Below are 25479 nucleotides of genomic sequence, written 5' to 3'. Positions count from 1 at the left end.
GTCGGGTGGGGGCCTGGCGCATCGGAGCAGTCGGGCAGAGGCGCGAGATACAGGCGTCGCCGCCAGAGGTCGGGCGCGGATGCACGTCCGGTCGCCCGGTGGCGAGACGCCGGCCTCGGAATTCATGTGGGATCGACAGAGCACGCGGCGAGAGATGGCAGAGACGTTGAACGAAGAGGCGGTACTGACCCCGGTGGTGCTGGGGTTCGGCGACCAGGGTGTGAATCGCGCCTTGCTGTTTCCCGATTTTCAGGCGCTCTGGCAGGGCGATCAGACGCTGCTCGACTGCGCCGGACGGCGCCATCGCTTCGTCTATCTGCTGCTGGACGACCATCGCCGGGTCAAGGCCACGGTGTTTTTCCTGCTGGCCTTCGATGCCCAGGGCAGTCCGCTGCCGGAATGGGACCTGCCGCTGGTGGAGCTGGCCGAGCGCGGCGGGGTCGGTCCCGACCTGGGCGCCGGGCCGATCCGCCTGGCCAGTCGCAGCCATTGTCCGATCTCCTGGCACCAGGGCGATCTCTGGGATCCGCGCAGCGATGCCGAGCACGACGACTGGCAGGCGATCCGCGATTGCCTGGGCCTGGTCGCACCGCGCGATGGCGAGGTGGAGCTGGCCGGGGAATACCATCCCAGCGCCGCCGATGGCATCGACGTCGAGGCCCGTCTCGAACGGGTCCGCCGCATCCTTGCCCAGGAACACCAGGAGGCGCTGGACAAGCTGATCGCCGGCCAGCGCACCCGGCTGCTGACCCTGACCCGCCAGCACCAGGAAGACCTGGCGCGCCTGCAGCGCGATGCCGACGAATTGCGTACGGCCAAGGCCGAGCTGGAGGTGCGCTATGCCGCCCTGGCCCAGCACCTGGAGCAGCAGCACGACCTGGCCCGCCAGGAGCGTGAAGAACTCAACGAACAGATGCGCACCCTGGAGCGCAACGCCCTCTACAAGATCGAGGCGCTGCGCATCCAGTCCGAAGCCGAAAGCGAGGCCCGGGTGGCCGCGGCGGTGGGCGAGCTGAAGAATCAGCTGACCATCCGCGAGGTGGAACTCAAGTACCGCGACGAGCTGGACGGCCAGTTGCAGGAAGACATCCGCCAGCTGCGCGAGCGCTGCGCCCAACTGATCGGCGACAGCAACGAAGGCCAGCTGGAGCGCCTGGCGCGCCAGGGCATCCTGTTCGTCACCTTCCAGCCTGGCGCCGGTCATCTGATCCTCAGTCGCCAGGATGTCCCGCGTTTCAGCGCCGATCCGCTAGGGTATGTCGCCGAGCACTGCAAGGTCAGTCGCGATCAGTACCAGCGCTGGCTGGAGCATCACCAGCAGCCGGTGTGCCTGGCCGAGGTGGACGGCGAACGCTGCGGCCGACCGGTGGTGCGAGTGGAGCATCCGGCCCAGTTCGATCCTCAGCACTCGACGCTGTGCGCCGAGCACCGCGGCGATGACAGCGATGGTGACGTCGCCAATCTCTGAGCCCCTGGCTGATGACGTTTCCCACCCCCGCCGCACTCCAGGAGGTGCGGCTCGCCGCTCTGGCCGCACGCGGCCTGCGCCTGGCGGTGCTACGCCTGGATCAGCGTCCCGCCGCCCATAACGGCAACAAGGGCTACAAGCTGCAGCCCTGGCGCGAACGCCTGGCCCGGAGCGCGGGCCGTGGGCTCATCAGCCTTGGCGGCGCCCACTCCAATCATCTGCACGCGCTGGCCGCCCTGGGCCGGGAGGAAGGCTTCGCCACCGTCGGCCTCCTGCGTGGCGAGCCCTGCCTGACGCCCACCGTCGAGGATCTGCAAGCCAATGGCATGACCCTGCACTGGCTGGGCTATGGCGGCTATCGCCGCCGCCATGACGCCGACTTCTGGCAACCCTGGCAGGCCCGTTATCCCGGGCTGCTGTCGGTTCCCGAAGGCGGCTGCGACGAGTCGGCCGCCGCGGCCTGCATGGCGATCGTTACCGAGCTGCGCCAGGGGCTCGCCGCCCTGGGCTGGCCCGATTGCCAGCAACTCTGGCTGGCCGCCGGCACTGGCACCACTCTGGCCGGCGTGATCCGCGCCGCCGATCCCGCCTGGCAGGTGGTGGGTGGGCTGGCGGTGCCGCCCGGGCATGGCGTCGAAGCCAACCTGGACCGGCTGCTCGCGCAGCACACCAACCCGAATTGGCGCTTGCTGGACGCCAGCCGCGGTGGCTTCGGGCGCATCGATGCCGAGCTAGCCCGGGCCATGGCGGACTTCGAGGCGCAGACCGGGATCGCCCTGGAGCCGCTCTATACCGGCAAGCTCTGGCTGGCCTTGCGCCAGGAGATCGAAGGCGGCGCGCTGCTACCGGGTAGTCGCCTGGTGCTGATCCACAGCGGCGGCCTGCAGGGCCGCCGCGCCCTGGAGGCTCAGCTGACGGCGTTGGCCGCGGGCTGAATCGGCCAACCGCACGGCACCAGAAACAGTCGGGCGTCCTCGTCGCCTTGGGCGTCGCGACGCACCAACAATTGCGGCCAGATCGGCTCGCCGTCCGGCAAGGGCAGGCAGGGCGTGTCGGCGACCGCGGGTGCCAGCCAGTGGCCCTTGGGCAGCACCTCCCAGGGGCCGTCCGGTAGCTGCCCGCGCTCGCACCACAGCTGGGGTTGCCTGGGCGGCAAGGCACCGGTCGGCCAGGGCAGGGGGCGGTCGAGGGGCTGGAACAGATAGCCGCCCAGCCACAGCGCCGCCTGCGGCGGAGCGATGTTCAGCGCGGCTAGATTGGCCCGGGCCAGGGGCGTGGCCGACAGCGGCAGCTGGCGCTGGCGCAGATGGGCGAGCTTGCGCGCCAGCTGATCCTCGCCGCCGGGACCCAGCCAGCGTGGTGCCTGCGCTGGTCCTTCGCCCAGGTAGAACTTCACCGCCAGTTCCAGGTGATGGACGCCTTCGGCGTCCTCCACCAGCAGGTCCAGCTCACCCAGGGTGCGCTCGCCCTCGCGCAGGGGCAGGTTGGCCGCCCGCAGGCGCAGCCCCGGTGCCCGTTCCAGGGCGAATTGCCAGAGTCTTTCGTACTGGCGCCCCAGGCGGCGGTCGCTGCCCTGGGCAAGCCACGCGGCCAATTCAGCGGGTGCCGCGTCCTGTTGCCGCAGCCAGTCGGCCAGTCTTGCGGGGTGGCTCGCCCAGTCGCTGGCGGCCAGGGGGTGGCGGGTATCGGCGGCAGTCAGCAGCGGCGGGGCGACCAGGGTCCAGGCAAGGTCGCGCACCTGGGGCTGGCTCAGGCGGCGGGGCAGGGCGTGCAGCTCGGCGAAGGGCGTCATGGTGCCAGCATAGGCCAAGCCGGGCCGCTGCGGATCACCGGCGGCGACCCGTGGTCGGATGAGGGCGGTTTGCCGCTGCCACGGGCTTTCGCCCATACTTTCCGCACTTTCCAGCCAACGGGGCCGCCGGCGCGTCATGGACTCCTTTCGTAACATCGGCATCATCGGTCGACTCGGCAGCACCCAGGTGCTGGACACCATCCGCCGGCTCAAGACCTTCCTGCTGCAACGCGGGCGCAACGTCATCCTGGAAAACACCATTGCCGAGGTGCTGCCCGGGCACGGCCTGCAGACGGTGTCGCGCAAGCTCATGGGCGAGATCTGCGACCTGGTGATCGTGGTCGGCGGCGACGGCAGCCTGCTCGGCGCCGCCCGCGCTCTGGTGCGGCCACGGGTGCCGGTGTTGGGCATCAATCGCGGCAAGCTGGGCTTTCTCACCGACATCCGTCCCGACGAGCTGGAAACCAAGGTCGCCGAGGTGCTCGACGGCCAGTACCTGATGGAGACGCGCTTTCTGCTCGATGCCTTCGTCGAGCGCGGCGGCGAGATGATCGGCCAGGGCGATGCCCTCAACGACGTGGTGCTGCACCCCGGCAAGTCCACCCGGATGATCGAGTTCGAGCTGTACATCGACGGCCAGTTCGTCTGCAGCCAGCGCGCCGACGGCCTGATCGTCGCCACGCCCACCGGCTCCACCGCCTACTCGCTGTCGGCCGGCGGCCCCATCATGCATCCCAAGCTGGATGCCATCGTGGTGGTGCCCATGTATCCCCATACCCTGTCCAGCCGACCCATCGTGGTGTCCGGCGACAGCACCCTGTCGATCCTGGTATCGCCGAACATGACGATCTATCCGCAGGTCTCATGTGATGGCCAGAATCATTTCACCTGCGCACCCGGCGATACCGTGACCATTCAGAAGAAGCCCCACAAGCTCAGGCTGATCCATCCGCTGGATCACAACTACTACGAGATCTGCCGGACCAAGCTCGGCTGGGGCAGTCGCCTGGGAGACGACTGATGCCCCTGGGCTACGATCTGATCGGCGACCTCCACGGCTGCGCCCATACCCTGGACCTGCTGCTGGAGCGCCTCGACTATCGACAGGTGGACGGCGTCTGGCAGCACCCCGAGCGCCAGGCGATCTTCCTCGGTGACCTGGTCGACCGCGGGCCGCGTATCCGCGGTTCCCTGCGCCGGGTGCGCGCCATGGTCGAGGGCGGCCACGCCTACTGCATCCTCGGCAATCACGAACTCAACGCCCTGGCCTGGCACACCCCGGCGCTACCCGGTACCGGCCAGACCTGGGTGCGTGAGCATACGCCGCGCCACCGTCAGCTGATCCAGGAGACCCTGGCGGCCTTCGCCGATCATCACCAGGAGTGGCAGGATCACCTGCGCTGGCTGTACACCTTGCCGCTGTGCAAGGATTTCGGCCACTTCCGCATCGTGCACGCCTGCTGGGATCAGCGGCTGATCGACGAATTCCTCCACCATTATCCAGATGCCTGCATCGACGAAGACTTCGTCCGCCAGTCCATCGTCGGTGGCAGCCTGGCCAGCCGGGTCGCCTCGCGCCTGCTCAATGGCGTGTCGCTACCCTTGCCCCATGGCCTGCGCCTCACCGGCAGCGATGGCTATGTGCGGGCGCGCTTTCGCACCAAGTTCTGGGAGCGCGATCCCCAGACCTATGGCGACGTGGTCTTCCAACCCGATGCCCTGCCGGCGGAAATCGCCTGCGAACGCCTGAGCGATGAGGAGAAGGCCGGGTTGCTCTGCTATGGCGAAAGCGAGCCGCTGCTGTTCGTCGGCCACTACTGGCGCGACGGCCATCCCGAACCCCTGCGACCCAACCTGGCCTGTCTGGACTACAGCGCGGTCAAGTACGGCAAGCTGGTGGCCTACCGCCTCGACGACGAACGCCAGATCGACCCGGCCAAGTTCGTCTGGATCGATGTCCAGCGCGAGGAGGGCCGATGAACCAGCCGCAACCCGTGCTGCGCGTGCCCCTGGGCCGCGACCTGCTGGCCTTCACCCGCCTGCTGCGGCGCCTGCAGATCCGCCATCGGGTGGTGGAAGAGGGCGACAGCCAGGTGCTCTGGGTGCTGGACCCGGCGCGGGTCGAGGAGACCCGCAGCCTCTATGAACGCTATCCCGACGGCGATCCGCGCGGCGAGGTCCAGGCTACCCGTAGCCCGCGGGGGTTCGGCCTGCTGGCGCAACTCAAGACCAGTCCGGTCAGCGCCGTCTTTCTCGCCGTCACCCTGCTGCTGGGCCTGGCCACCGAACTGGGCGACAACCTGGCGTTGATCCACTACCTGACGCTGCAGGAATTCCGCCTGATCGACGCCGAGCACATCGCCTTTCTCGATCTCGATGTCAGCCTGTCCCGTGGCGAATGGTGGCGGCTGGTCACCCCGATCTTCTTGCACTTCGGCTTGCTGCACCTGGCGATGAACGCCCTCTGGTACTGGGAGCTGGGTCGCCGCGTCGAATTCCGCCAGGGCGGTGTGATGCTGCTGCTCCTGACCCTGGCCTTCGCTGCCGGCTCCAACCTGGTGCAGTACGCCTGGACCGGACCGGCGCTGTTCGGCGGCCTGTCCGGGGTGCTCTATGGCCTGCTCGGCCATTGCTGGCTGTTCCAGTGGCTGGCGCCCAATCCGGCCTATCGCATGCCCCGTGGCGTGGTGGCCATGATGCTGATCTGGCTGGTGATCTGCCTGACCGGCGTCTTCGATCTGCTCGGCTTCGGCTCCATCGCCAATGGCGCCCATGTCGGCGGCCTGGTACTGGGCTGCCTCACCGGTCTGCTGGGTGGTGGCCTGGCGCGGCTGCGGCGGTCTTGATCAGCGCCGCCGCTTGAGCTCGGGCGCCAGACTCAGGGCATTGCGATAGCGCCAGCGCCGCTGGCTGCGGCGGCGCAGCCAAAGCCCGCACAGCAACAGCAGGGCACCGCCAGCCAGGAAGCCCTGGGCAGTCTCGCGTGCCGTCGTCAGATAAGGCGCCAGTTGTGGCAGCTGCAACCAGGCGGCGGCGCCGACCAGCAGTGCGGCCAGGCCAATCAGGACGGAAAAGACCCCTAGGCCGGCGGTCAGGGTGGTCAGGAAGGGTCGCCGCAAGCGCAGCGGCGGCGGATCGAAACGGTCGTGCTCGGGCAACTGCATGCTCATACCCTAGGCTTGGTCAGGCCGCCGAGGTTATACGCCTCGGCGGCTATTGGCGAGCCTGAGACGCGCGGGCTAGCGCAGCAGCTGGCGGGCTCCCTGTTTGAGCATGTCCCAGCGGTTCGGGTCACCGCTGGCGATGGCGCCGAGGAACGCCCTGGCCTGCTCGAAGCTGATATGGGGCGGCAAAGGCGGCACGCTGGGGTCGGTGACGAATTCCAGCACCACCGGGCGATCCGCCTCGAAGGCCTGCTGCCAGGCATCGGCCACCTCGTCCGGGCGATGGATGCGCAGGCCCTTGAAGCCCAGCAACTCGCCATAGCGGGCATAGGGAAAGTCGAGCACGTCCTGGGCCGGGGCGAACTTGGGATCGCCGGCCAGGGCGCGCTGCTCCCAGGTCACCTGGTTGAGATCGCCGTTGTTGAGCACCATGACGATGAAGGTCGGGTTGCTGAATCTCTTCCAGTACTGCTGGAGGGTGACCAGCTCGGCGTTGCCGTTCATCTGCATGGCGCCGTCACCCACCAGGGCGATCACCGGGCGATCCGGATGGGCGAACTTGGCGGCGATGGCATAGGGAATGCCACAGCCCATGGTGGCCAGCTTGCCCGACAGCGAACCCAGCATCTGGCCGCTCATGCGGATGTCACGGGCATACCAGTTGGTGTGGGAGCCGCTGTCGCCGCAGAGGATGGCATCCTGCGGCAGCTGGCTGGAGAGTTCATGGAACACCCGCTGCGGATTGATCGGCTCGGCGGGCGCCAGGGCGCGCTGCTCGATGGAGTGCCAGGAGTCGGCCACGCTCTTTTCGATGCGCGCCCGCCACCTGTCATGGGGTTTGCTCTCCAGCAGCGGCAGCAGGCGCCTCAGGGTCTCGGCGGCATCGCCCAGCAGCGGCTGCTCGATGGGATACCTCATGCTGATGTTGCGCGCGTGCAGGTCGATCTGTACCGCCCGCGCCTGGCCCTCCTGGGGCAGGAATTCGGTGTAGGGAAAGGTCGAGCCGACGATCAGCAGGGTGTCGCATTCCTTCATCAGCAGATCGCTGGCTTCGGTGCCGAGCAGGCCGATGGAACCGGTGACATAGGGCAGCTCGTCGGAGACCACGCCCTTGCCTAGCAGCGCCTTGGCCACCCCGGCGCTGAGCTTTTCCGCCACCGCCATGACCTCGCTACGCGCCTGCAGGGCACCGGCGCCCACCAGCAGGGCGACCTTCTTGCCGGCATTGAGGATGTCGGCGGCGGCCTGCAGGTCGTCTTCCTGGGCATAGGGGCGCGGCGGAATGGCGCCGGCACCGGAGAGGACATTGGCGTGTTGGTGCGGCGGGCTTTCCACCGCCGGCAGTTGCTGGATGTCGTTGGGAATGATCACCGTGGCCACCTGGCGTTCGGCGATGGCCACGCGAAAGGCGCGATCGATGACATGGCGCAGCTGCGCCGGATGCACCACCGTCTCCACGTAGGCGGAGACGTCCTTGAACAGGGTGTGCAGGTCGACTTCCTGCTGGTAGTCGCTGCCAAGCGAGGAGGCCGCCTGCTGGCCCACCAAGGCGACCACCGGCATATGGTCCATCTTGGCGTCGTACAGCCCGTTGAGCAGGTGGATGGCGCCGGGCCCGGAGGTGGCCAGGCAGACGCCGACCTCGCCGGTGAACTTGGCATGGGCGCAGGCCATGAAGGCGGCCATCTCCTCATGGCGTACCCGCACGTAGTCGAACTGGTCGGCCACCCGACCCAGGGCGCCCATGATGCCGTTGATGCCATCGCCGGGATAACCAAAGATGCGCTCGACGTTCCACTGGCCGAGTCGCTCCCAGAGATGGTCGGCTACGGTCTTGCTCATGATGTTCTCCTCGTTGAAGGTCTAGGCTTAGGAAGAAGGGCCCGGACGTTAAGTTCCTGCAGCCGGACCGGGCGCGGGTTAGAATGCGCGGCTGATCATCCGGAGCCTTTCATGAGCGAATCCCGCCTGCGCACCTTGCGCGACCACATCCGCTGGGCCGTCAGCCGCTTCCATGCCGAAGAGCTGTTCTTCGGCCATGGCCATGACAACGCCTGGGACGAGGCCCGTGCCCTAGTGCTGGGCGCCGTGCACCTGCCCTGGGACACCGCCGACCGCTACCTGGACTGCGCCCTGGAAGACGACGAGCGCTACGCACTCGGGGTGCTCTTGCACAAGCGCATCCAGGAGCGCGTGCCCACCGCCTATCTGCTCGGCGAGGCCTGGTTCTGCGGTTTGCCGTTCAGCGTCGACGAGCGGGTGCTGGTGCCGCGCTCGCCCATCGGTGAGCTGATCGACGGTCAGTTCGCCCCCTGGCTGCCGGCCGCGCCGGCGCGCATCCTCGATCTCTGCACCGGCTCGGGCTGCATCGGCATCGCCTGCGCCTATGCCTTTCCCGAGGCCGAGGTGGCGCTGGGCGATCTGTCCTACGACGCCCTCGAAGTGGCCTGGCAGAACATCGAGCGCCACGGCCTGGAAGATCGCGTCTATACCGTGCAGGGCGATGGCTTCGCCGGTCTGCCGGGGCAGCGCTTCGACCTGATCGTCAGTAATCCGCCCTATGTGGATGCCGAGGACTTCGCCGACATGCCGGCCGAATACCAGCACGAACCGGCGCTGGGCCTGGCCTGTGGCGAGGACGGCCTGGATCTGGTGCGGCGTATGCTGGCCGAGGCCGCCGATCACCTCACCGAGCAGGGCATCCTCATCGTGGAGGTGGGCAACAGCCAGGTCCACGTCGAGGCGCTCTATCCGGAAGTCGATTTCACCTGGCTCGAATTCGAGCGTGGCGGCCATGGCGTCTTCCTGCTCGCCGCCGCCCAGTGCCGCGAGCACCAGGCGCTGTTCCGCAGCCGTCTGGTCCCCTGATCATCCGCGGTCGCCCGCGGCGGCCGCCCTTTCTTTACCGAGGTCTACCCGTGTTTACCGAACTCGCTCTGCACGAGCGCCTGCTCAAGGCCCTCGATACCCTGGGCTTCAAGACGCCCACCCCGGTCCAGGCCGCTGCCGTGGGCCCGGCCCTGGAAGGCCATGACCTGCGGGTCACCGCCCGGACCGGCAGCGGCAAGACCGCGGCCTTCCTGCTGCCGCTGCTGGATCGCCTGCTCAAGGATCCCAAGCCCCGCTCCGGCGCTCGCGCCCTGATCCTGCTGCCGACCCGCGAGTTGGCCCAGCAGACCGCCAAGGAAATCGAACGCTTCGGCCAGTTCACCTTTCTCAAGGCCGGCCTGGTGATCGGCGGCGAGGACTTCCGCGTCCAGGCCGCCGGCCTGCGCAAGAATCCGGAGATCCTGGTGGCCACCCCGGGGCGGCTGCTGGAGCAGCGCAACGCCGGCAACGTGGATCTCAAGGACATCGAGATGCTGGTGCTCGACGAAGCCGACCGCATGCTCGACATGGGCTTCTCCGAGGACGTGTTGCAGATCACCGCCAGCTGCGAGCGCGAGGGTCGTCAGACCCTGCTGTTCTCCGCCACCAGCGGTGGCAACAGCCTGCGTCAGGTGGTCGAGCAGGTCCTGCGCGAGCCGCAGAACCTCATGCTGGACCGTACCGGCGAGCTCAACGAAGCCGTGGTGCAGCAGGTGATCCTGGCCGACGAGCCGCCGCACAAGGAGCGCCTGCTGCAGTGGCTGCTGGCCAACGAGACCTATCGCAAGGCCATCGTCTTCACCAACACCAAGGTGCAGGCCGATCGCCTGACCGGCCGCCTGGTGGCCGAGGGCCTCAAGGTCTTCGTGCTGCACGGCGACAAGGACACCAAGGACCGCAAGCTGGCCGTGGAGCGGCTGCAGAGCGGCGCGGTCAAGGTGCTGATCGCCACCGACGTGGCCGCCCGCGGCCTGGACGTGGACGGCCTGGACCTGGTGATCAACTACGACCTGCCGCGCAGTGGCGACGAGTACGTCCACCGCATCGGCCGCACCGGGCGCGCTGGCGAGGCCGGCCTGGCGATCTCCTTCGTCACCCATGGCGACTGGAATCTGATGTCCAGCATCGAGCGCTATCTCAAGCTGAGATTCGAACGCCGTCACCTGCTGGGTCTCAAGGCCAGCTACAGCGGTCCGAAAAAGCTCAAGGCCTCGGGCAAGGCGGCGGGCGTGAAGAAGAAAAAGACCGAGGGCAAGAAAGACGGCAAGGCCAAGAGCAAGGCCAAAGCCAAGTCCGAGCGCCGCCCCGGCGCCCTGGTGCCGACCTCGGCCGACGGCTTCGCGCCGCCGCGCAAGCGCACCCAGGAGTGATCCCGCGCTGAGCCGGTTCAAAGTCTGCTGCGCGTCGGCCAAACGGTGTTGAAAACAGCCTGGGTCGCCAGCCCCGCCTAGGCGGCCCCGTCGCAATGCTTCTTTACCACGTAAACCCGAGCGCGGGTCTGATCCGCTTTTTCAGCTACTTTCGTAAGGCCGTCTAGGCCTGCTTTGGCTCTAACTCGCTATGCTTTGCACAGGCTCTAAGAAGCATGAACTGCCTTGGGAACTCCGGAGGCGAGTCATGCCGCTTGGGCCGACGCTGATAGTGGATTGCTTCGGCTTCTGCCTGCGGCCCATGCTCATCCGCTTACTGCTCCCTAACCTTGTGATCGTTTGGATTTGATTCTCAACAAACCCTAATGCCTGCACCCTTTTAGCATGAGGAAGACGAATACCCCGAGGCTTCCCATCATGGCCGAGCAGGTCATCAGCAACACGCTATGCGTTGTCGAAAAGGCCTCGCTGGCAGCCTTAATCAATGCCCCACTCTGAGGCGCTATCAGACCCTGGGCTACGATACAGCTGTCGCCGATTGATCGCATCGCACGGTCAGCCAAAGGCTGAGCAAGGTCCACCGGCAGCTCAAGCATATGGGCGAACACTACGGACATAAACATACCGAAAAAAGTGATTCCCAGCGCTGTCCCCAGCTCATAGGCAGTAGCTTCCAATGATCCCGCTGCTGCACCTTTGCTGGCTTCTACCGAACCCAGGATTGCAATAGAGGCAGTTGTCAGCCCTATACTAAGTGTGAGGCCCAGCAAGGCCAGTATTGCAGGTACCAAGAAACCCGGTTGGTGTAGGTCAGCCGAGGCCATTAAGGCCATGGTCATCGCGCACAGCCACAAGGAAGCACTGGCCACCCAGCGCAGGCTGCCGAGTCTGATAAGATAGCCGGCCAATGGCCCACCCAAGGCCGCAGCAGCCATGATCGGAATCATGAAGGTGGCGGCCTGCAGCGGCGTTTTTCCCAGCATGTACTGAAGTTCCTGTGCAAGCGTAAGCTCCACGCCGGTTAGCGTGCCGCACGTCACCATCGCCATGGCAATCCCGGCCACGATTGCAGGCTGGTTGAACAGCGACGCTCCAGCATGGGCGTGGTCGAATGCAATTGCAGCCGCACGAAGATACTCAGCAGAGCGACTCCTAGCAGCGCGATCGGCACAGCCAGGGCCAGAGGTTGAGTAGCGCCGAATGCCGCCTTTACCCCGTAAATCAACGCCAGCATTCCTGCGATCAAGAGCAATGCCTGGCCAGGTGCCCAATCGGAAGGAGTGGTCTGCTGGTCTCGGTCAAGTAGCAGCAACACCAGGGGCGCAACTACCAGCATGATCGGGACATTGACCAGAAAGACCGCTCCCCACCAGAAGTACTCCAGCAGCGCGCCACCAATCAGCGGCCCAAGTGCTGCACCAGCGGCAGCGACCATACTTCACAAACCCAGCGCCGTAGCACGCTCTTGCTCATCTTCGAACGTGCGGCGAATGATGCCCAGCACGCATGGCATGATCATCGCGCCACCAAAAGCCAGAAGCACGCGGGCAGCGATGAGCCAGGTAGTGGTCGAAGCCAGGGCTGCCAACAGCGATGCAACTCCGAACACTACCAGGCCGATCAGGAGCAGACGACGGTTGCCTAGTCGATCGGCTAGCGTTCCCATGGGCACCAGCAGGCCTGCCATCAGCAATGGATAGATGTCCATTATCCACAGGACTTCGGCGGCAGAAGCCCCCAGCGCCAGGGTCAGGGTGGGCATGGCTACAGTAAGTATGGTCATGTCCAGAACCACGGGTAGGAAAGCGAGCATGATCGCGACAAGGGCAAGCCAGTGACGGGGATTGGCTGCATGCATAGCTCCTTTCCTTTCGAAGCCCTAAACCGGCAGCGTTACGTACCTATGACAATGCCACTCTGTACCTTACGAAAAAGATTCCAACACCGTAACGCACACAGTAAAAAAACGGTCATCTGGATTGCTCTTCAGATGTCACATGTCACGTTAGCCAATCACATTTGGCTCCCTCGTTTTACACGATTTTTTTAATTTCCATCAAGCTATTGGGCCAATTCATACAACTCGAAACATTTTCCGATTTGGAAAAGCCTCTGCGGAAAGGTAATTATTTTCTTGCGCCGAAGAAAAGGCTTCCAGGCGTGTTTCAACCCATCGTCTGCACGGGCGGACACACAACTTTTCTCAGATCATTGCAGCGATTCATAATGATTGTGTGGCTGTGCGTGCGGGCAAATATTTTTGCCAATCATTTTAGAAGGAAAATGCAACATGAACTTCGAAATGGACATGCTGAAAGCAGGTGAGCGCCCTGATGCCCTGAAGACGGGCGTGCGACCGGATGCCCTCAAGGCCAGGGTTCGCCCGGACGCCATGAAGGCGGGTGTACGGCCCGACGCGATGAAGGCAGGCGTGCGACCTGACGCCTGAGTGCGGTAAGCGCCGGCCGCTGCGAGTTGCAGCGGCCGGTCATTTCAACAGCGAGTAGCGTTGCTTTCGATTAGCGAAGGAACTTCTCGATATGTTTGAAGCAAAATTATGGGACGATTTTGATCAAAAGACCGCAGGGGGGGCGAGCACCCTACTTATTCGAATCCATTCTGCCGATACATAAAGGTTTTTCCGGCCCTGAAGTAGTTGAACAAGCATTTTATGATCTGGCCGAGCAATCTGATAGGAAAACTACCGATAGCCGTATTCATATTTATGATGGTGAACAGCGTCGGGATGACCTCATTGAGCAGGCCTACCGTCAACTACGCCTCAATGGCGAAACGCTGGTCGCATTTATGCAGCGCCTTACTGCAAGGACGCGGTTCAGTCTGGTAATCAACAATCTCGAACAGATCAGCCCTCGCCTGGCAGCAGACTTTGGTCGCTTCATTCGCTCATTTTTCGCGTTTCGCGGCATGCCCGTGGGTGGCGTGGAGCAAGCAGCGTTTTTCGGCAATTATGCGGGCACTGCATTCGGTATACACGAAGGCTTCGAGCACGCGTTTCTTTGCCATCTGGGCCCCGGCGTGAAGGAATTTTACTGCTGGACTCGCGATGAATACATTGCCCTAGCCGGCGGCCGGGCGCCCACCTTCGCTGGTGCCAGCGCATACGACGCCTTACTCAAGACCGGCAAACTGTTCTTGCTCAAGCCTGGGGACGTGCTGTACCTGCCGGCGTCGGTTTATCACATCGGACGCCAGGACGAGTATTCAGTATCGGTGGCCCTGCCATTCTACACCTATCCACTGACGCGCTTTCTTTCACGTCGGGTGATCCCGGAGCTCAGTGAGCAGAGTCTGGCATTCGACCAGGAAGGTATCTCCGACCTGCTTCCTTTCGGTAATCGCAATCCGCTGCTGGTGCCGCTCGGGCAGTTGCTGGACGACAACTTGCGGCGCTGGAGCGACGGTGCGCTACACGAGTACCTCGGTTACCACTGGCACCGACTGATCAGCAACGGCGGCTGGGAGCTGCCACGGCGCATCTCGGCCAAAGTCTGCGAGGAAGGCCCGTTGCAGGAGCCGTTGCCCATCCAGATAGGCCAGCGCATCCGCCTGCGTGAACCCTTGCACGTCAGCCACCAGGCAGCTCTAGGCTGCTCTGCTGCTCAACGGCGTGTGTTTGCCGGAGCACGCAGTGTGGTCATTGATGACCCGCACGCCAGACAGGTCGCCTGGCTGGAGCAACTGAACAGCTATGACTCTGTGCCGGTGGAAACTGAGCAACAGCGTGAAGCCTGCCGGGCGCTCTCGCGTACCGGTAGTCTCGAACTGGTTTGAACTGGTGAAGGAGCGTCGAACATGTACAGAAGTTTCCCCAGTCTCGTCGACGAGGCACTGGCTCAGGCAACGCATACGCGCCAGATCTTCGAACAGGCAATCAGCGAAGGCCGGGCGGTCATTTCCGGTGAGCGGCTGATCATCGAACACCTCGATCCATTGATCGAGGCTCTTTACCAACAGATCTGGCAACGCGTCGATCCTGCCGCCCTGACCGCCGAACAGGCGCGTCTGTACATTGGCGAGCTGTCAGTGTTCGCCCGTTACAATTCGACCCTGTTGCTGCGTGCGGCCGATACCGTGCGCGGCTTCTGTCCCGAGCTGGCACAGGAACTGACGCGCAACTATCTCGAGGAAGGGGGTGAGCGCGGCAAGCTACCCGCTCACTACGTGGTCTTCAGCGGCGCGCTGATTGCCGACCTCGGCTTCAGAGTCAATGGTTGGATGCCCAGGGCCGCGTCCACCCGCAGCCTAGTGTCAATGATCGATGTACTGGCCTGGTCCCATTGCCCTTCCACCATCCTCGGCATGTACTACGCCACCGAAGCAGTGGCGATCGCCGAAACCCGTCTGCTGCAAGCGATCACCGACCGCCTCGGCGTGGTACTGGGGCGTGGCCAGGGTGCCGATCTGCCCAGGTTGCACGACTATTACCGCATGCATCTGGACGAGGAACACGAGGCTGCCACTGGCAAAGTGGCGGTCGAGCAAGGGCACCAGGATGGCATTGCTCGTTTCATTCGCCAGGCCCAGTTGTTCGGCTTCCTGCAGCCGCAAGTCATCGACGGTTTCCTGCAGATGCTCACCCCGTTCGTCGATCAATGGGTAGAACTGAGTACGCTGATCGACGCCGCGCGTGACGGCAAGGACTAGTCCCATGAAAGTCACTGTTCATACCGGTGGTTGCCTGTGCGGCCGCATTCGGTTCAGCGCCAAGGGCGAACCGCGATTTCCGCATACCTGCTCGTGCAGCATGTGCCAACGCCACTCGGGTAGTCTCACCCTGTGCTGGGTGGAGTTTGACAAGGCCGACGTCGAATGGACCGGGGAAGGTGGCATGCCGGCGCTGTACCGCTCTTCGAAGCAATCCAGCCGTGCGTTCTGCCCTACCTGCGGCAGCAGTCTCGGCGCCATTGACGACGCGCCCACTGTCGGCCTGCTGCTGGGCTGTTTCGACGCTAAGGGCGACAAGGCACTGCGCCCGACGTCCCATTCATTCACTTCGTCCCGGCCTCGCTGGTGGAAGATCAACCCGCAACCCTGAGTCGACCGCGACCGGTCAAGATACTCGCCAAGGAGTGTGCAGGGCCCCCGACATACATCCCGTGATCTACAAGGCTCGGATGCTGCAGCGTATTCGCAGGTTGCTCGACAGCGAAGGCTACCTGGAGATCATGACGCCGATTCTACGCCGCTACCCCGGCGATGCAGATCGTCCTCGCCTGCAACTGAGCGACGGCCGGTGGCTGCGCGAGTCCTCGGTCTTCGCTCTGCGTTGCAACCTGCAGCACGCACCGGCGATCTACGAACTGGCAGCCTGTTTCAGGCCAGACGAGCTCGATAGCACCCACCTACCCGAATTCACCATGCTCGATCTCTATCGTCAGGAGGCCAGCCTGGGCGAAATGCTCGAACTAGCCTGTCGACTGGTCCGCACCTTCTACAAAGGCCAGATCGAGACCTTGTCGTTCGCCGGCCACCTGTTCGAAGACCTAGGCATAGACCTGTTCAGCGACCCCGGCGCTAGTGAGGCCCTGGTGCGCAAGTTTCGCCAAATGTATAACAAGCCGGACATCTCGCCCCTGTGGTTGATTGATCGCTACATCACCGAGCAGATCGAGCCGCTATCGCGGGGACGCTGCATGGTGGTAACCGACTTCCCGCTGTTGCCGGAAGTGCGCGCCCGGCGTCGGGACGGCCAGGGTGCCATCGTTGAGCGTTTCGAGATCCTCATCGATTGCGTGGAAGTGCTCCACGGCTACACCGACGAAGACGATCCGGAACGCTTCGAGGCCCAAGCTCGCCATCTCGCCAGTTTCGGTCCTGAGGACGCGATCATGTGCGACTTGATGCGTGACGGCAGCGTTCCACCACGCAGCGCGGGCTTCGGCATCGGCATTGAGCGCCTGTGCCGCATGGCACTGGGCCTGGACAGTGTCGAACCGTTGCGCACATCACTGCCCTTCACCGCGCCCTGAGCCCCTCTGCGAGGACTTCACATGCCGACACTCGATCACGTGCTGCCCTTGGCGCTGCTTGCCTCACTGATCCTCGTAGTGCCTGGGCCTACTAATACCTTGTTGTTCTCCGCTGGGGTGCAACTCGGCTTGTGGCGGGCCTTGCCGCTGGTAGGTGCAGAGGCGGCAGGCTACGCCCTATCGATCCTGGCCTGGGGCTGCTTGCTGCTGGCCTACGGAGCAGACCGGCCCTGGCTTCTCATTGCCATGAAATGGCTGTGCGCGGGCTACCTGCTATGGCTGGCTACCCGCCTATGGCGCAGTAGCGTATCTCGCCTGGTCTCCAATCAGCAGTGCGCTGGCGGGCTGGAGGTGTTTCTTGCAACCTTGCTCAACCCCAAAGCGTTTCTGTTCGCCAGCAGCGCATTTCCATTGACAGCATTCCAGTCACTGCCGCAGTTCGTCTGGTTCATGGGTGTTTTCCTGCTGGTGCTGATTCCAATCGGCAGTCTGTGGACCTGCCTGGGCCACCTCCTAACCCTGCGCCGAGCCTGGTCAAGGTATACCGGCAGATTCCTGCGCTGCGCCTCAGTCCTGCTGATGCTGTTCTCAGCATCAATTGCCTATTCGGCGCTGGAAGGGCAAGACACTCACTCCAAGCAGGTTGCGATGGGACGTGTCCTACTACCGCTGGCCTAACTCGGCAAGGAGACATCTGATGAGCTGGAAACCGGTGGCCAGCCTCCTGGTCGGTCTGAGCGGCTTTTTGTTGAGCACGGCGGTCAGCTCCGCTGGTACCCTAACCCTGTACAACTGGGAGAGTTACACCAGCCCCGAACTGCTGGCTAGCTTCGAGCAGGCCTATGACATCAAGGTCCGGCTGATCGAGTACCGCACCAGCGAAGCGGCTTTATCCGAGATTAGAGATGGCAGAGTTCAGGCCGATCTTGCCGTGGTCGCCAGCAACTTTCTGCCTGCCTGGCGCGAAGCGAAGCTGCTACGTCCAAGTGGCGCCATCGACCTGGCCAACTACCGATATGTACAGAAGGCGTGGACCAATCCGCCCTTCGATCCAGAACGCATGTATTCAGTCCCTTGGGCATGGGGCGTAGTAGGGGTGACAGTGCACGCCGACCGTTATGAAGGCGACATCAATACCTGGTCGGTGGTGCTGGATCCACCCGAAGCGCTGAAGGGCACCATCAACATCGGTGCCGACCCAAACGAGGTGATCTACGCCGCGGTACGCATGCACGGCGGGCGCATGTGCGATGCAGAGCCGGCGTTGATGTCCAAAGTACGGACAACCTTACTCAAGGCACGCCCGACGTGGAAGGCTATGGACTATGGCAGCGTGGAAATGATGGCCAGTGGGCACTTCCAGGCAAGCATCGACTGGAATGGAGCCGCCTTGCGCCAGCGCCTGGCCAACCCACATGTTCACTTCGGACTACCGCGTGAAGGCACTCAAGTGTTCAGCGACAGTCTGGTTCTGCTGGCCGAGGCTCGGAACGTGGAAAATGCCAGGCTGTTCATGAACTTCATACTATCCCCGCGCAACGCTGCGCTGAATTCGAGTTTCCACGGCTATGACACCGGAATTGAAGGTGCCGACATGTTCCTTTCAGAGGAACTTAGAAGCGCGCCGGAACTGAATATTCCTAAAGCAGTGCTGGACAGTGCCGAGTACACAGTGGCTTGCCCACCAGAGGTGCAGGAGCTTTATGCCAAGGTATGGGATGAACTGCAGCACTAGCACTAGCACTGGCCAGCAGACACTGTGCAGTGAGCTTTGTGTGGCGCCAGCTCGCATTCGCTCGAAGCCGACTTGGTCAAGGTTTTTCATGAAGTAACGCTTGTCATTTCATTGCAGCAATAGGGCTTTAAAAGGCATCCCCTTCAAGGTCTTTTTAGCCGCGCCTTGCTCGAGTACGCGAGCGGTGGACGCATGAGCGCGAGCAACGGAGCTGTCGACGTAGCTTTTGCCCTGCGGCCTTGGGTTTTCGTTTGGACGTGGCCGACTGCTTGGGGTTCGCTTGTCCAGCAGCAAGTGCTCGACGAGTTGGCCGGGGGCGTCGTCTGCGCGCGATTGATTCTGCGGCGCTAGCAGGCGCAGCATTGGCCCGTAGTCGGCGGCGATGTCCACGGCTATGTGGTAGGTGGACACGTCCAGCTCCGGATGACTGTGGCGACGCGCATGCTTGATGAGCTGTTTGAGTAGGGCTAGCACGTTGTAGGCCAACACTGCCACAGTGAAGCCCTTCAAGGCGGCACGTGGATGGCCCAGCATCTTCATATCGCTGTTAAGCACCGACTCTAGGCGCCCGAACAGGCCTTCGATGCGCCGTCGCTTGCGGTACAGTGCCGCGGAGGGTGGCCGCTTCGATCTCATGGGGCATGTTGCTCCATAGCACGAAGGTCTTATCGCCGGACTCGGTGGGCGTGTGCAGCGTGATCTCGATGCGGCGCCAGTGCCGCAGGGCGCCTTTAGGGAGCTCGGCCTGTTCGATGAACTGCTCGCGCATGTGCCCGGTCTAAGTGTCGATCTGCTCGTTCCATGGGGCAGTGGGTCGCGGCTTGGGGCGGCGCGCACGCTCGCGCACGCTCGCGCACGATGCAGCCTGCCCCTCGTTCGGTCAGTCCTTAAACGATGGCCTGGGTGCTGAAGTGCCGGTCGCCGATCCACACCTGCTTGTCCTGGGCCTTCGCAAGGAGCAGGGCCGGGGCGCTTGCTCTCATAGGCGTCTTCGCACGCCACGATGTCGCATACCAGCGCACTGTCCGCGTCGTAGATCACTAGCGCGTGCCCCGGCAGTGCCGCACCACGAAAGCCGCATAACGGCGCCAGCCGTTTCTCGCTGGCCTGAAGGTAACTGCCGGCTGCCGTCGAGCTACCGCAGTTGCCAGCCCCGGCAGGTTCTGCCGCCCATGAAGACCGTGTACTAACAGGCAAGGCTCGGTCCAACGCCTGGTGCGCCATCACCGCACCAAGGGCTTGCTATTCGAATCTCTCAACGACTTCTTTCCAGATGAGGTTGCGTTCCTAAGTTCCACGAACATCCCGTGATAGGGGCAGTTAAGATCATCAAGGATGGAAAAGCTTGAAATGGATGGTTCTGAGGGTTAGCTCTTGGCCGCGCCATCGAACAGCTGGAATACCGGGGCCCGGCGCGCCGGGCGCTGCAGATCGGGTTGCTGCACCAGCAGCCAGGCCTGCAATTCCGGTTCCGCCATGGGCTTGCCGATCCAGAAGCCCTGGCCTTCGTCACAGCCCATCGCCAGCAGGCTGGCCAAAGCCTCGGCGGTCTCGATGCCCTCGGCGGTGATGCGAAAGCCCAGCTGATGGGACAGTTCGATCAGCGAGCTGACGATCAGCCGATCCTTGGTGCGATGGGTCAGCTCGCGGACGAAGCTGCGGTCGATCTTGATGGTGTCGGCCGGCAATTCGCGCAGGTGCGAGAGGTTGTTGTAGCCGGTGCCGAAGTCGTCGATGGCGATGCCGATGCCCAGCTCGCGTAGCGCCGCCAGCTGCCGATGGATCAGGGCCACATCGCCCAGCAGGGCATTCTCGGTGACCTCCAGTTCCAGGCGCCGGGGATTGACCGGATAGCGCTGCAGCAGGTCGGTGGTGTGCTCGGTGAAGTCCGGATCGTTCAGATCATGGGCCGAAATGTTGATCGCCACCCCCAGCCCTCGTCCTTCGCGTTGCCAGGCATAGGCCTGGCCGATGGCTTGCTGCATCACCCAACGACTCAGGGCGGTGATCAGCGCGGTCTTTTCCGCCAGTGGAATGAATTCCGCCGGACCGATCGGGCCCAGGTGCGGATGCTGCCAGCGCAGCAGCGCCTCGACGCTGTGACAGCGACCGGTGGCCAAGTCGATACGCGGCTGGTAGACCAGGCTAAGTTGGTCGTCGGCGCGCAGCGCCTGGGGCAGGGCGCTGAGCAGGGCGAAGGCGCGGCGGTAGGCGGCGTCGTGCTGCGGATCGAAATGCCGGCAGCCCCGCATCTCGGCGCGGGCATCGTCGGCGGTGGCGATCAGGGCGCGCAGCCAGTCGGTGGGATGATCGTCGGTCAGGGACATCACCCCCAGGCCCAGGCGGGTCTGGATGGGAATGCCATTGTAGTCGAGCACCCCGGTCAACTCCTGCTGCAGGTGTTCGAGCAGCGCCTGTTGCGCGGCTTCGTCGGTATCGTGCAAGAGAAAGCCGAAGCGTGCCGGCCCCAGGCGATACAGCGGTTGTTCAGCCGGTAGCAGGCGGCGCAGGTGTTGCTTGATGGCGCGTTGCAGGCCATCGAAATGGGCCTGGCCCATGGCCTTGATGAAGTCGTTGAGATAGCTCTGGGCGAACAGGTCGGCCGCCACGGCCACCACCGGGGTGCCGGCGCGGATCAGGCCTTCGGCGTCTTCGATGAAACGCTGGCCATTGGGCAATTGGGTGACCGGATCCCAGAACGCCTCGGTACGCAGCAGTTCGATGTGCTGGCTGGCGAGGGCCGCCAGCTGCTGCAGCCCCAGCAGTCGGTCTTGCGACAGGGCGGCCCGCGGCGCCGAATCGAACAGGCACAGACTGCCGAGCATCAGCCCCTCGGCCGTACGCAGCGGTGCGCCCAGATAGTAGCGGATATTGGGCTCGCCCTTTACTACCCTCAGGCCAGCGAAGCGCACGTCGTGGCGAGCGTCTTCCACCTGCAGCGGCAGAGCGGTCTCCTGCAGATGCTGGCAGAACGACTGCGAACGCGGCACGGTGAAGGGCTCACAGCCCACCGTGGCCCGGCAATGGACCTGCTGGCCGTCAAGAAAGCAGATCATGGCGTAAGGGACATCGAACAGCCGTGCGCAGAGGGCGGTGAGGTCCTGAAAGGCACGGTCGGAAGGACGGTCGATCAAGGCGAGATCGCGCAGCAGTGCAAGACGCTGGCGTTCATTGGCCGCAGTGAGTGGAGCAGGCTCCATAGCAACGTCTCGATGCGCTGTAGTAGCAGATTGCTACTTAGAGCGTGATCGGGTCGAGAGTTCCCTCACCACCCGCCTCACACTCTGCCAGTCGTCATTTATCTGTCGAAAGGCTCAGGCCGCGAAGTAGAAGACTGCAAACAGCGCCTGGGGGTCGGTCCACACCCGTACCTGTCTGAAACCGGCGTCTTCGGCCAGCACGCGAAAACTCTCCAGGCTGTACTTGTAGGAATTCTCGGTATGCAGGCGTTCGCCTTCATGGAAGGCGAAGCGGCGGCCTTCGAGACGTACGGTCTGGTCGCGGGTGCTGACCAGGTGCATCTCGATGCGCGCCTGTTCTTCGTTGAAGAAGGCCAGGTGCCGGAAGCGCTGCGGATCCAGATCGGTATCCAGCTCGCGGCGGATGCGTTCGAGCAGGTTGAGATTGAAGGCGGCGGTCACCCCGGCGGCATCGTTGTAGGCTGCATCCAGCCGCGCCCGATCCTTGATCAGGTCGACCCCGATCAGCAGGCCACCGGTCGCTGGCAGCATCCGGTGCAGATTGCGCAGGAAGACGCTGGCCTCCTCGGGTGTGAAATTGCCGATGCTCGAACCCGGAAAAAAGGCGATGGGCCGCAGGCCGTCGAGACTGTCGGGCAGGGTCATGGGTCGGCTGAAGTCGGCGCAGGCGGCGCTGACGTCCAGCCAGGGATAGTCGGCCGCCAGGCGCTGGGTGCTGCTGAGCAGGAATTCCCGGGAGATGTCGATGCCCAGGTAGCCGGCCGGGTGCATGGCTTCCAGCAGCAGGCGTACCTTGCGACTGGCGCCGCTGCCCAGTTCGACCAGGGCGGCATCACGGCCGGCCAGGCGGGCGATCTCGGCTGCAGCCTTGGCGAGGATGGCTTCTTCGGTGCAGGTGGGGTAGTACTCGGGCTGGCGGGTGATGGCCTCGAACAACTCGGAGCCGCGCTGATCGTAGAAGTACTTGGGCGACAGCGCCTTGGGGGTCTGGGCAAAGCCCTGGAGCACGTCGTCCCGCAGCGAGCTGTCGGCGACGGTCACCGGTTGCTGATCGAAGAAGCGCACCGCTAGAGCCATGGGTCAGACCTCTCTGGCCAGGCGCAGACCGGAGAACTGCCAGCGCATGGTGGGATAGAAGAAGTTGCGATAGGTGGCGCGCACATGGTCCTGGGGCGTGGCGCAACAGCCACCGCGCAGGACCATCTGCCCAGACATGAACTTGCCGTTGTACTCGCCCAGACTGCCCGGCAGCGGCTTGAAACCGGGGTAGGGACGGAAGGCGCTGCCGGTCCACTCCCAGACATCGCCGAACAGCTGGCGCATGCCCTGACCTTCGCCGGCGACCGGTTGCAGGTGATCCTGCTCGACGAAGTTGCCCTGGATCGGCTGGCGCGCCGCCACGGTTTCCCATTCCGCCTCGGTGGGCAGCCGGGCGCCGGCCCAACTGGCGTAGGCGTCGGCCTCGTAAAAGCTCAGGTGGCAGACCGGTGCCGCCGGATCCACTGGGGTCAAGCCGCCCAGGGTGAAGTGATGCCAGACGCCATCGAGCTTCTGCCAGTACAGCGGCGCCTGCCAGCCGAGGCTGCGGACGGCCGCAGCGCCGTCGGACAGCCAGAGATCACTGCGGCCATAGCCATTGTCTTCGATGAAGGCCAGGTATTCGCCATTGGTGACCAGGCGATCGGCCAGCTGGAAGTCGTCGACGAATTGCCGGTGGACCGGCGTCTCGCAATCGAAGGCGAAGCCTTCGCCACCATGGCCGACATGCCGGACGCCGCCTGGATGGCTTTCCCAGCCCAGGGGCGCTATCGGCGCTGCGGCGCCCTTGACCAGGTCGGCGCGATAGACCGGATGCAACGGGTTCTGCGCCAGGATGTGCTTGATGTCCATGAGCAGCAATTCCTGGTGCTGCTGCTCGTGGTGCAGGCCCAGCTCCAGGCGTCGGGCGATCTCGGCGGCGTGCTCGGCCGGCGGGGCGCTGAGCAGCTCGGCCATGGCCGCGTCCACCGCCGCCCGGAAACGATAGACGTCGTCCACGCCAGGCCGTGATAGGTGCCCGCGGGCCGCCCGCGGAAAGGGCTTGCCGTGGGTCTCGTAATAGGAGTTGAACAGGTAGTCGTAGCCCGGATTGGGCGTCTGGTAACCCTTGAGGAAGGGTTTGAGGATGAACGCCTCGAAGAACCAGGTGACGTGGGCCAAGTGCCATTTCGGCGGACTGACGTCGGCCATGCTCTGGATCACGTAATCCTCGACGGTGAGCGGGGCGCAGAGCGCCTCGCTGGCCCGGCGCACGCGCTGGTAGCGGTCGAGCAGGGTGGTGGCGGTGTCACTCGCTGCGGGCAGCGCGCGGGCGAGAGGATTCATGGCGTTCTCCCTGGTCGGCCTTTGGTTGTCAGGAAACCGACCGGGCGCCAGGGGTTTAGTTCGCCCCCTCAGGACGGGCGGTCTCGCTTGCCGCTCTCTACCACCAGGTTTCCAGCTGCACGCCGAAGTTGTTGCCGTGGCGGGCATCGCCGAAGGCGCCGCTGTCGGACAGCGCCGTGCCGGCCACCGCAGCGTCCTGGGCGCCGTGGTTCCAGCTGGCGTAGGTCCAGTAGAGGCGGATCTCCGGGCGGTCCATCAGCCCCATGCCGCCCAGCGCCAGCGTCGGCGCCACGGTGACCTTGTTCAGCTTGCGGGTAGCCCCGCTGTCGGGGTGGATCTGGTCGTGGCCGAATTCCACCTGCAGCTTGAACAGCCGGGTGAAGGCGTAACTGGGCCGCACCCCGAAGGAATACCAGGTCTGGCCACCATCGCCCGGCGCCCGGTCGCGTTGGTAGAGCGCCAGCAACTGGCCGCCGAAGCGCGGGGTGAGCTGCCAGCGCGGCGATTCGAGCACGCGCAGGCTTTCGTAATCCTGGTCGGCGGTCAGGCTGCCGGTGGCGCCTAGTCCGGTGCCCGGGCCGCGACCGTACTGCACGGTGAAGACATTGACCCCGCCGAAGAACTGCGCCTGCTTGTGCTCGGCGGTAGCCGACCAGCCGCTGTGGGCGTTCTGCACCTGGCCGGCGCGCTGGATATAGGACAGCCCCAGTTCGATCTCGCCGCCGGGATTGGTCTTGATGCCGCCGAGGTTGAGGTCATGGCGGTTGGCCTTGTCCGGCTGGTCGATGTTGTCCTCGCGACTGAAGGCATAGCTCAGCCGCATACCGCTGTCGCCCAGGCCATAGTCCTCCACGCCGAAGCCGGTACCGCTCGGATTCCAGTAGTAGAAGTCGTTGATATGGATGTCGTGACGCTTGTAGTAGCGGCGGCCGGCCCAGAGACCGCCACCATTGAGTGCCGGCAAGCTGAGGCTGGTCCAGATCTGCGGCAGGCGCACGTTGCCATTGTCGCCGCTGAAGGTCGGCGTCTGGTCGTAGACGTTGTAGAGGCTGGCCATGCCGTGCACCTTGAGTTCGGTGCCGTCGACGCCCTTGTACAGCGTCTGGTGCAATTCGAGTTCCCAGTAGGTCTCGCATTCGTTACCCAGGCGGTACTTGGCCGGTGCGCCGGGCAGTTGGAAGCAGCTCTGCTTGCCACCTTCCGCAGAGCCGCCGACACCTACCCGGCCGTAGCCACTGAATTCCAGTGCCGCGGCGCTCTGCGGCAGACCGGCCAGCAAGGCAAGGCAGGACGCGGTACCGACCTGGCGGAGAACTCTACTCATCCCAAAAATCCCTGTGTGGTTGGCGGACGCCGATCGGACCTGGCATCAGGTCCACAAGTTGCGTGAAAACCCAAGCCATTCAAGGGCTTGGGTCGGTTCCACCGCCACGGTGAAGGGGGGCGCAAGCGGCGGCCTAAAGAGAATGGTTGACGACCATGCCCTCCGCTGGCGACGCTGGGTTTTTTGGCCAAGGAAAGTATT

The 25479-nt window shown here is 64.2% G+C and carries 25 protein-coding genes; 14 read left to right on the top strand and 11 right to left on the bottom strand.

Annotated features, from left to right (window positions below):
* The first annotated feature begins 154 nt into the window (after positions 1-154).
* On the top strand, positions 155-1468 hold the full coding sequence (locus BMZ43_RS08605) for a chromosome partitioning protein ParA (RefSeq protein ID WP_177323674.1): 1314 nt from the start codon (positions 155-157) through the stop codon (positions 1466-1468).
* An 11-nt stretch (positions 1469-1479) separates the two neighbouring features.
* Positions 1480-2403, top strand: coding sequence for a 1-aminocyclopropane-1-carboxylate deaminase/D-cysteine desulfhydrase (locus tag BMZ43_RS08600; RefSeq protein ID WP_064308956.1), 924 nt, complete (start codon positions 1480-1482; stop codon positions 2401-2403).
* On the opposite strand, the gene BMZ43_RS08595 is transcribed toward BMZ43_RS08600, so the two are convergent.
* Complete coding sequence (locus BMZ43_RS08595; protein WP_082900466.1) at positions 2376-3356, bottom strand: DUF1853 family protein; 981 nt, start codon at positions 3354-3356, stop codon at positions 2376-2378. The genes BMZ43_RS08600 and BMZ43_RS08595 overlap by 28 nt on opposite strands.
* A gap of 40 nt (positions 3357-3396) precedes the next feature.
* On the opposite strand from BMZ43_RS08595, the gene BMZ43_RS08590 reads away from it, so the two are divergent.
* The 3 genes from BMZ43_RS08590 to BMZ43_RS08580 are packed head-to-tail and all read left to right on the top strand — an operon-like array spanning position 3397 to position 6106.
* Positions 3397-4281: an NAD(+) kinase gene (locus tag BMZ43_RS08590; RefSeq protein WP_007158929.1), complete on the top strand. Its 885-nt coding sequence runs from the start codon at positions 3397-3399 to the stop codon at positions 4279-4281.
* Positions 4281-5240, top strand: coding sequence for a metallophosphoesterase (locus BMZ43_RS08585; RefSeq protein WP_064308957.1), 960 nt, complete (start codon positions 4281-4283; stop codon positions 5238-5240). The genes BMZ43_RS08590 and BMZ43_RS08585 overlap by 1 nt, the downstream gene beginning before the upstream one ends.
* On the top strand, positions 5237-6106 hold the full coding sequence (locus BMZ43_RS08580) for a rhomboid family intramembrane serine protease (protein WP_064308958.1): 870 nt from the start codon (positions 5237-5239) through the stop codon (positions 6104-6106). Before BMZ43_RS08585 ends, BMZ43_RS08580 begins: the two co-directional genes overlap by 4 nt.
* Here BMZ43_RS08580 and BMZ43_RS08575 read toward each other — a convergent pair whose 3' ends face one another.
* A complete protein-coding gene (locus tag BMZ43_RS08575; RefSeq protein WP_256562897.1) occupies positions 6107-6424 on the bottom strand; it encodes a hypothetical protein in 318 nt (105 codons plus the stop codon).
* A 75-nt stretch (positions 6425-6499) separates the two neighbouring features.
* The gene (locus tag BMZ43_RS08570; RefSeq protein ID WP_017642267.1) at positions 6500-8266 is read right to left on the bottom strand and encodes a thiamine pyrophosphate-requiring protein; all 1767 of its coding nucleotides are present in this window, start codon (positions 8264-8266) and stop codon (positions 6500-6502) included.
* A 111-nt stretch (positions 8267-8377) separates the two neighbouring features.
* Here BMZ43_RS08570 and prmB point away from each other — a divergent pair, with 111 nt between their 5' ends.
* Together prmB and BMZ43_RS08560 are read left to right on the top strand one after the other, a co-directional pair.
* Positions 8378-9292: a 50S ribosomal protein L3 N(5)-glutamine methyltransferase gene (gene prmB, locus BMZ43_RS08565; protein ID WP_064308961.1), complete on the top strand. Its 915-nt coding sequence runs from the start codon at positions 8378-8380 to the stop codon at positions 9290-9292.
* Between the two features lie 50 nt (positions 9293-9342).
* Entirely contained in the window at positions 9343-10662 is a 1320-nt protein-coding gene (locus BMZ43_RS08560; RefSeq protein WP_093252435.1) for a DEAD/DEAH box helicase, read from the top strand.
* Positions 10663-11024: 362 nt separating this feature from the next.
* On the opposite strand, the gene BMZ43_RS27255 is transcribed toward BMZ43_RS08560, so the two are convergent.
* Genes BMZ43_RS27255 through BMZ43_RS27245 form a run of 3 tightly spaced genes read right to left on the bottom strand, consistent with a single transcriptional unit; the run spans position 11025 to position 12520 of the window.
* Positions 11025-11711, bottom strand: coding sequence for an MFS transporter (locus tag BMZ43_RS27255; RefSeq protein WP_371913858.1), 687 nt, complete (start codon positions 11709-11711; stop codon positions 11025-11027).
* Entirely contained in the window at positions 11699-12097 is a 399-nt protein-coding gene (locus BMZ43_RS27250) for an MFS transporter (protein WP_371913857.1), read from the bottom strand. Before BMZ43_RS27250 ends, BMZ43_RS27255 begins: the two co-directional genes overlap by 13 nt.
* 3 nt (positions 12098-12100) lie before the next feature.
* A complete protein-coding gene (locus BMZ43_RS27245) occupies positions 12101-12520 on the bottom strand; it encodes an MFS transporter (RefSeq protein ID WP_371913856.1) in 420 nt (139 codons plus the stop codon).
* A gap of 432 nt (positions 12521-12952) precedes the next feature.
* Between BMZ43_RS27245 and BMZ43_RS26485 the strand changes: the two genes are divergently transcribed.
* The 7 genes from BMZ43_RS26485 to BMZ43_RS08520 all read left to right on the top strand — a co-directional run bounded on the left by BMZ43_RS26485 (position 12953) and on the right by BMZ43_RS08520 (position 18390).
* Positions 12953-13111, top strand: coding sequence for a hypothetical protein (locus BMZ43_RS26485; RefSeq protein ID WP_177344787.1), 159 nt, complete (start codon positions 12953-12955; stop codon positions 13109-13111).
* 95 nt (positions 13112-13206) lie between these two features.
* Complete coding sequence (locus tag BMZ43_RS08545) at positions 13207-14457, top strand: cupin domain-containing protein (RefSeq protein WP_143075241.1); 1251 nt, start codon at positions 13207-13209, stop codon at positions 14455-14457.
* 21 nt (positions 14458-14478) lie between these two features.
* Positions 14479-15330: a DUF3865 domain-containing protein gene (locus tag BMZ43_RS08540; RefSeq protein WP_093252426.1), complete on the top strand. Its 852-nt coding sequence runs from the start codon at positions 14479-14481 to the stop codon at positions 15328-15330.
* Between the two features lie 4 nt (positions 15331-15334).
* Entirely contained in the window at positions 15335-15721 is a 387-nt protein-coding gene (locus tag BMZ43_RS08535) for a GFA family protein (RefSeq protein ID WP_093252414.1), read from the top strand.
* Between the two features lie 34 nt (positions 15722-15755).
* On the top strand, positions 15756-16655 hold the full coding sequence (locus tag BMZ43_RS08530) for an amino acid--tRNA ligase-related protein (protein WP_371913855.1): 900 nt from the start codon (positions 15756-15758) through the stop codon (positions 16653-16655).
* A 21-nt stretch (positions 16656-16676) separates the two neighbouring features.
* The gene (locus tag BMZ43_RS08525; protein WP_093252410.1) at positions 16677-17333 is read left to right on the top strand and encodes a LysE family translocator; all 657 of its coding nucleotides are present in this window, start codon (positions 16677-16679) and stop codon (positions 17331-17333) included.
* A gap of 19 nt (positions 17334-17352) precedes the next feature.
* Positions 17353-18390: an extracellular solute-binding protein gene (locus BMZ43_RS08520; protein ID WP_093252408.1), complete on the top strand. Its 1038-nt coding sequence runs from the start codon at positions 17353-17355 to the stop codon at positions 18388-18390.
* A 108-nt stretch (positions 18391-18498) separates the two neighbouring features.
* On the opposite strand, the gene BMZ43_RS08515 is transcribed toward BMZ43_RS08520, so the two are convergent.
* The 5 genes from BMZ43_RS08515 to BMZ43_RS08490 all read right to left on the bottom strand — a co-directional run bounded on the left by BMZ43_RS08515 (position 18499) and on the right by BMZ43_RS08490 (position 25278).
* Positions 18499-19026, bottom strand: coding sequence for a hypothetical protein (locus tag BMZ43_RS08515; protein WP_143075239.1), 528 nt, complete (start codon positions 19024-19026; stop codon positions 18499-18501).
* Between the two features lie 731 nt (positions 19027-19757).
* The gene (locus BMZ43_RS08505) at positions 19758-21590 is read right to left on the bottom strand and encodes a putative bifunctional diguanylate cyclase/phosphodiesterase (protein ID WP_093252406.1); all 1833 of its coding nucleotides are present in this window, start codon (positions 21588-21590) and stop codon (positions 19758-19760) included.
* Between the two features lie 114 nt (positions 21591-21704).
* Positions 21705-22667: an L-histidine N(alpha)-methyltransferase gene (egtD, locus tag BMZ43_RS08500; protein ID WP_017642281.1), complete on the bottom strand. Its 963-nt coding sequence runs from the start codon at positions 22665-22667 to the stop codon at positions 21705-21707.
* A 3-nt stretch (positions 22668-22670) separates the two neighbouring features.
* Positions 22671-23954 carry an ergothioneine biosynthesis protein EgtB gene (gene egtB, locus BMZ43_RS08495; protein WP_093252404.1) on the bottom strand — a complete coding sequence of 428 codons (1284 nt, stop codon included), beginning with the start codon at positions 23952-23954 and terminating at the stop codon, positions 22671-22673.
* 97 nt (positions 23955-24051) lie between these two features.
* On the bottom strand, positions 24052-25278 hold the full coding sequence (locus tag BMZ43_RS08490; protein ID WP_017642283.1) for a maltoporin: 1227 nt from the start codon (positions 25276-25278) through the stop codon (positions 24052-24054).
* Between the last annotated feature and the right edge of the window lie 201 nt (positions 25279-25479).

The sequence above is a fragment of the Pseudomonas sp. Snoq117.2 genome, assembly GCF_900110545.1.
Taxonomy (GTDB): Bacteria; Pseudomonadota; Gammaproteobacteria; order Pseudomonadales; family Pseudomonadaceae; genus Chryseomonas; species Chryseomonas benzopyrenica.
This window is presented reverse-complemented; position numbering and strand designations above follow the sequence as displayed.

What these genes read in the sequence shown, in the direction of transcription:
- BMZ43_RS08505 (WP_093252406.1), bottom strand. Translation starts at nt 21,590, where the DNA reads ATGGAGCCTGCTCCACTCACTGCGGCCAATGAACGCCAGCGTCTTGCA.
- BMZ43_RS08535 (WP_093252414.1), top strand. Translation starts at nt 15,335, where the DNA reads ATGAAAGTCACTGTTCATACCGGTGGTTGCCTGTGCGGCCGCATTCGG.
- egtD (WP_017642281.1), bottom strand. Translation starts at nt 22,667, where the DNA reads ATGGCTCTAGCGGTGCGCTTCTTCGATCAGCAACCGGTGACCGTCGCC.
- BMZ43_RS08490 (WP_017642283.1), bottom strand. Translation starts at nt 25,278, where the DNA reads ATGAGTAGAGTTCTCCGCCAGGTCGGTACCGCGTCCTGCCTTGCCTTG.
- egtB (WP_093252404.1), bottom strand. Translation starts at nt 23,954, where the DNA reads ATGAATCCTCTCGCCCGCGCGCTGCCCGCAGCGAGTGACACCGCCACC.
- BMZ43_RS27250 (WP_371913857.1), bottom strand. Translation starts at nt 12,097, where the DNA reads ATGGTCGCTGCCGCTGGTGCAGCACTTGGGCCGCTGATTGGTGGCGCG.
- BMZ43_RS08595 (WP_082900466.1), bottom strand. Translation starts at nt 3,356, where the DNA reads ATGGGCGAAAGCCCGTGGCAGCGGCAAACCGCCCTCATCCGACCACGG.
- BMZ43_RS08540 (WP_093252426.1), top strand. Translation starts at nt 14,479, where the DNA reads ATGTACAGAAGTTTCCCCAGTCTCGTCGACGAGGCACTGGCTCAGGCA.
- BMZ43_RS08570 (WP_017642267.1), bottom strand. Translation starts at nt 8,266, where the DNA reads ATGAGCAAGACCGTAGCCGACCATCTCTGGGAGCGACTCGGCCAGTGG.
- BMZ43_RS08590 (WP_007158929.1), top strand. Translation starts at nt 3,397, where the DNA reads ATGGACTCCTTTCGTAACATCGGCATCATCGGTCGACTCGGCAGCACC.
- BMZ43_RS08605 (WP_177323674.1), top strand. Translation starts at nt 155, where the DNA reads ATGGCAGAGACGTTGAACGAAGAGGCGGTACTGACCCCGGTGGTGCTG.
- BMZ43_RS26485 (WP_177344787.1), top strand. Translation starts at nt 12,953, where the DNA reads ATGAACTTCGAAATGGACATGCTGAAAGCAGGTGAGCGCCCTGATGCC.
- BMZ43_RS08525 (WP_093252410.1), top strand. Translation starts at nt 16,677, where the DNA reads ATGCCGACACTCGATCACGTGCTGCCCTTGGCGCTGCTTGCCTCACTG.
- BMZ43_RS08520 (WP_093252408.1), top strand. Translation starts at nt 17,353, where the DNA reads ATGAGCTGGAAACCGGTGGCCAGCCTCCTGGTCGGTCTGAGCGGCTTT.
- BMZ43_RS08575 (WP_256562897.1), bottom strand. Translation starts at nt 6,424, where the DNA reads ATGCAGTTGCCCGAGCACGACCGTTTCGATCCGCCGCCGCTGCGCTTG.
- BMZ43_RS27245 (WP_371913856.1), bottom strand. Translation starts at nt 12,520, where the DNA reads ATGCATGCAGCCAATCCCCGTCACTGGCTTGCCCTTGTCGCGATCATG.
- BMZ43_RS27255 (WP_371913858.1), bottom strand. Translation starts at nt 11,711, where the DNA reads ATGGCGATGGTGACGTGCGGCACGCTAACCGGCGTGGAGCTTACGCTT.
- prmB (WP_064308961.1), top strand. Translation starts at nt 8,378, where the DNA reads ATGAGCGAATCCCGCCTGCGCACCTTGCGCGACCACATCCGCTGGGCC.
- BMZ43_RS08600 (WP_064308956.1), top strand. Translation starts at nt 1,480, where the DNA reads ATGACGTTTCCCACCCCCGCCGCACTCCAGGAGGTGCGGCTCGCCGCT.
- BMZ43_RS08585 (WP_064308957.1), top strand. Translation starts at nt 4,281, where the DNA reads ATGCCCCTGGGCTACGATCTGATCGGCGACCTCCACGGCTGCGCCCAT.
- BMZ43_RS08515 (WP_143075239.1), bottom strand. Translation starts at nt 19,026, where the DNA reads ATGAGATCGAAGCGGCCACCCTCCGCGGCACTGTACCGCAAGCGACGG.
- BMZ43_RS08580 (WP_064308958.1), top strand. Translation starts at nt 5,237, where the DNA reads ATGAACCAGCCGCAACCCGTGCTGCGCGTGCCCCTGGGCCGCGACCTG.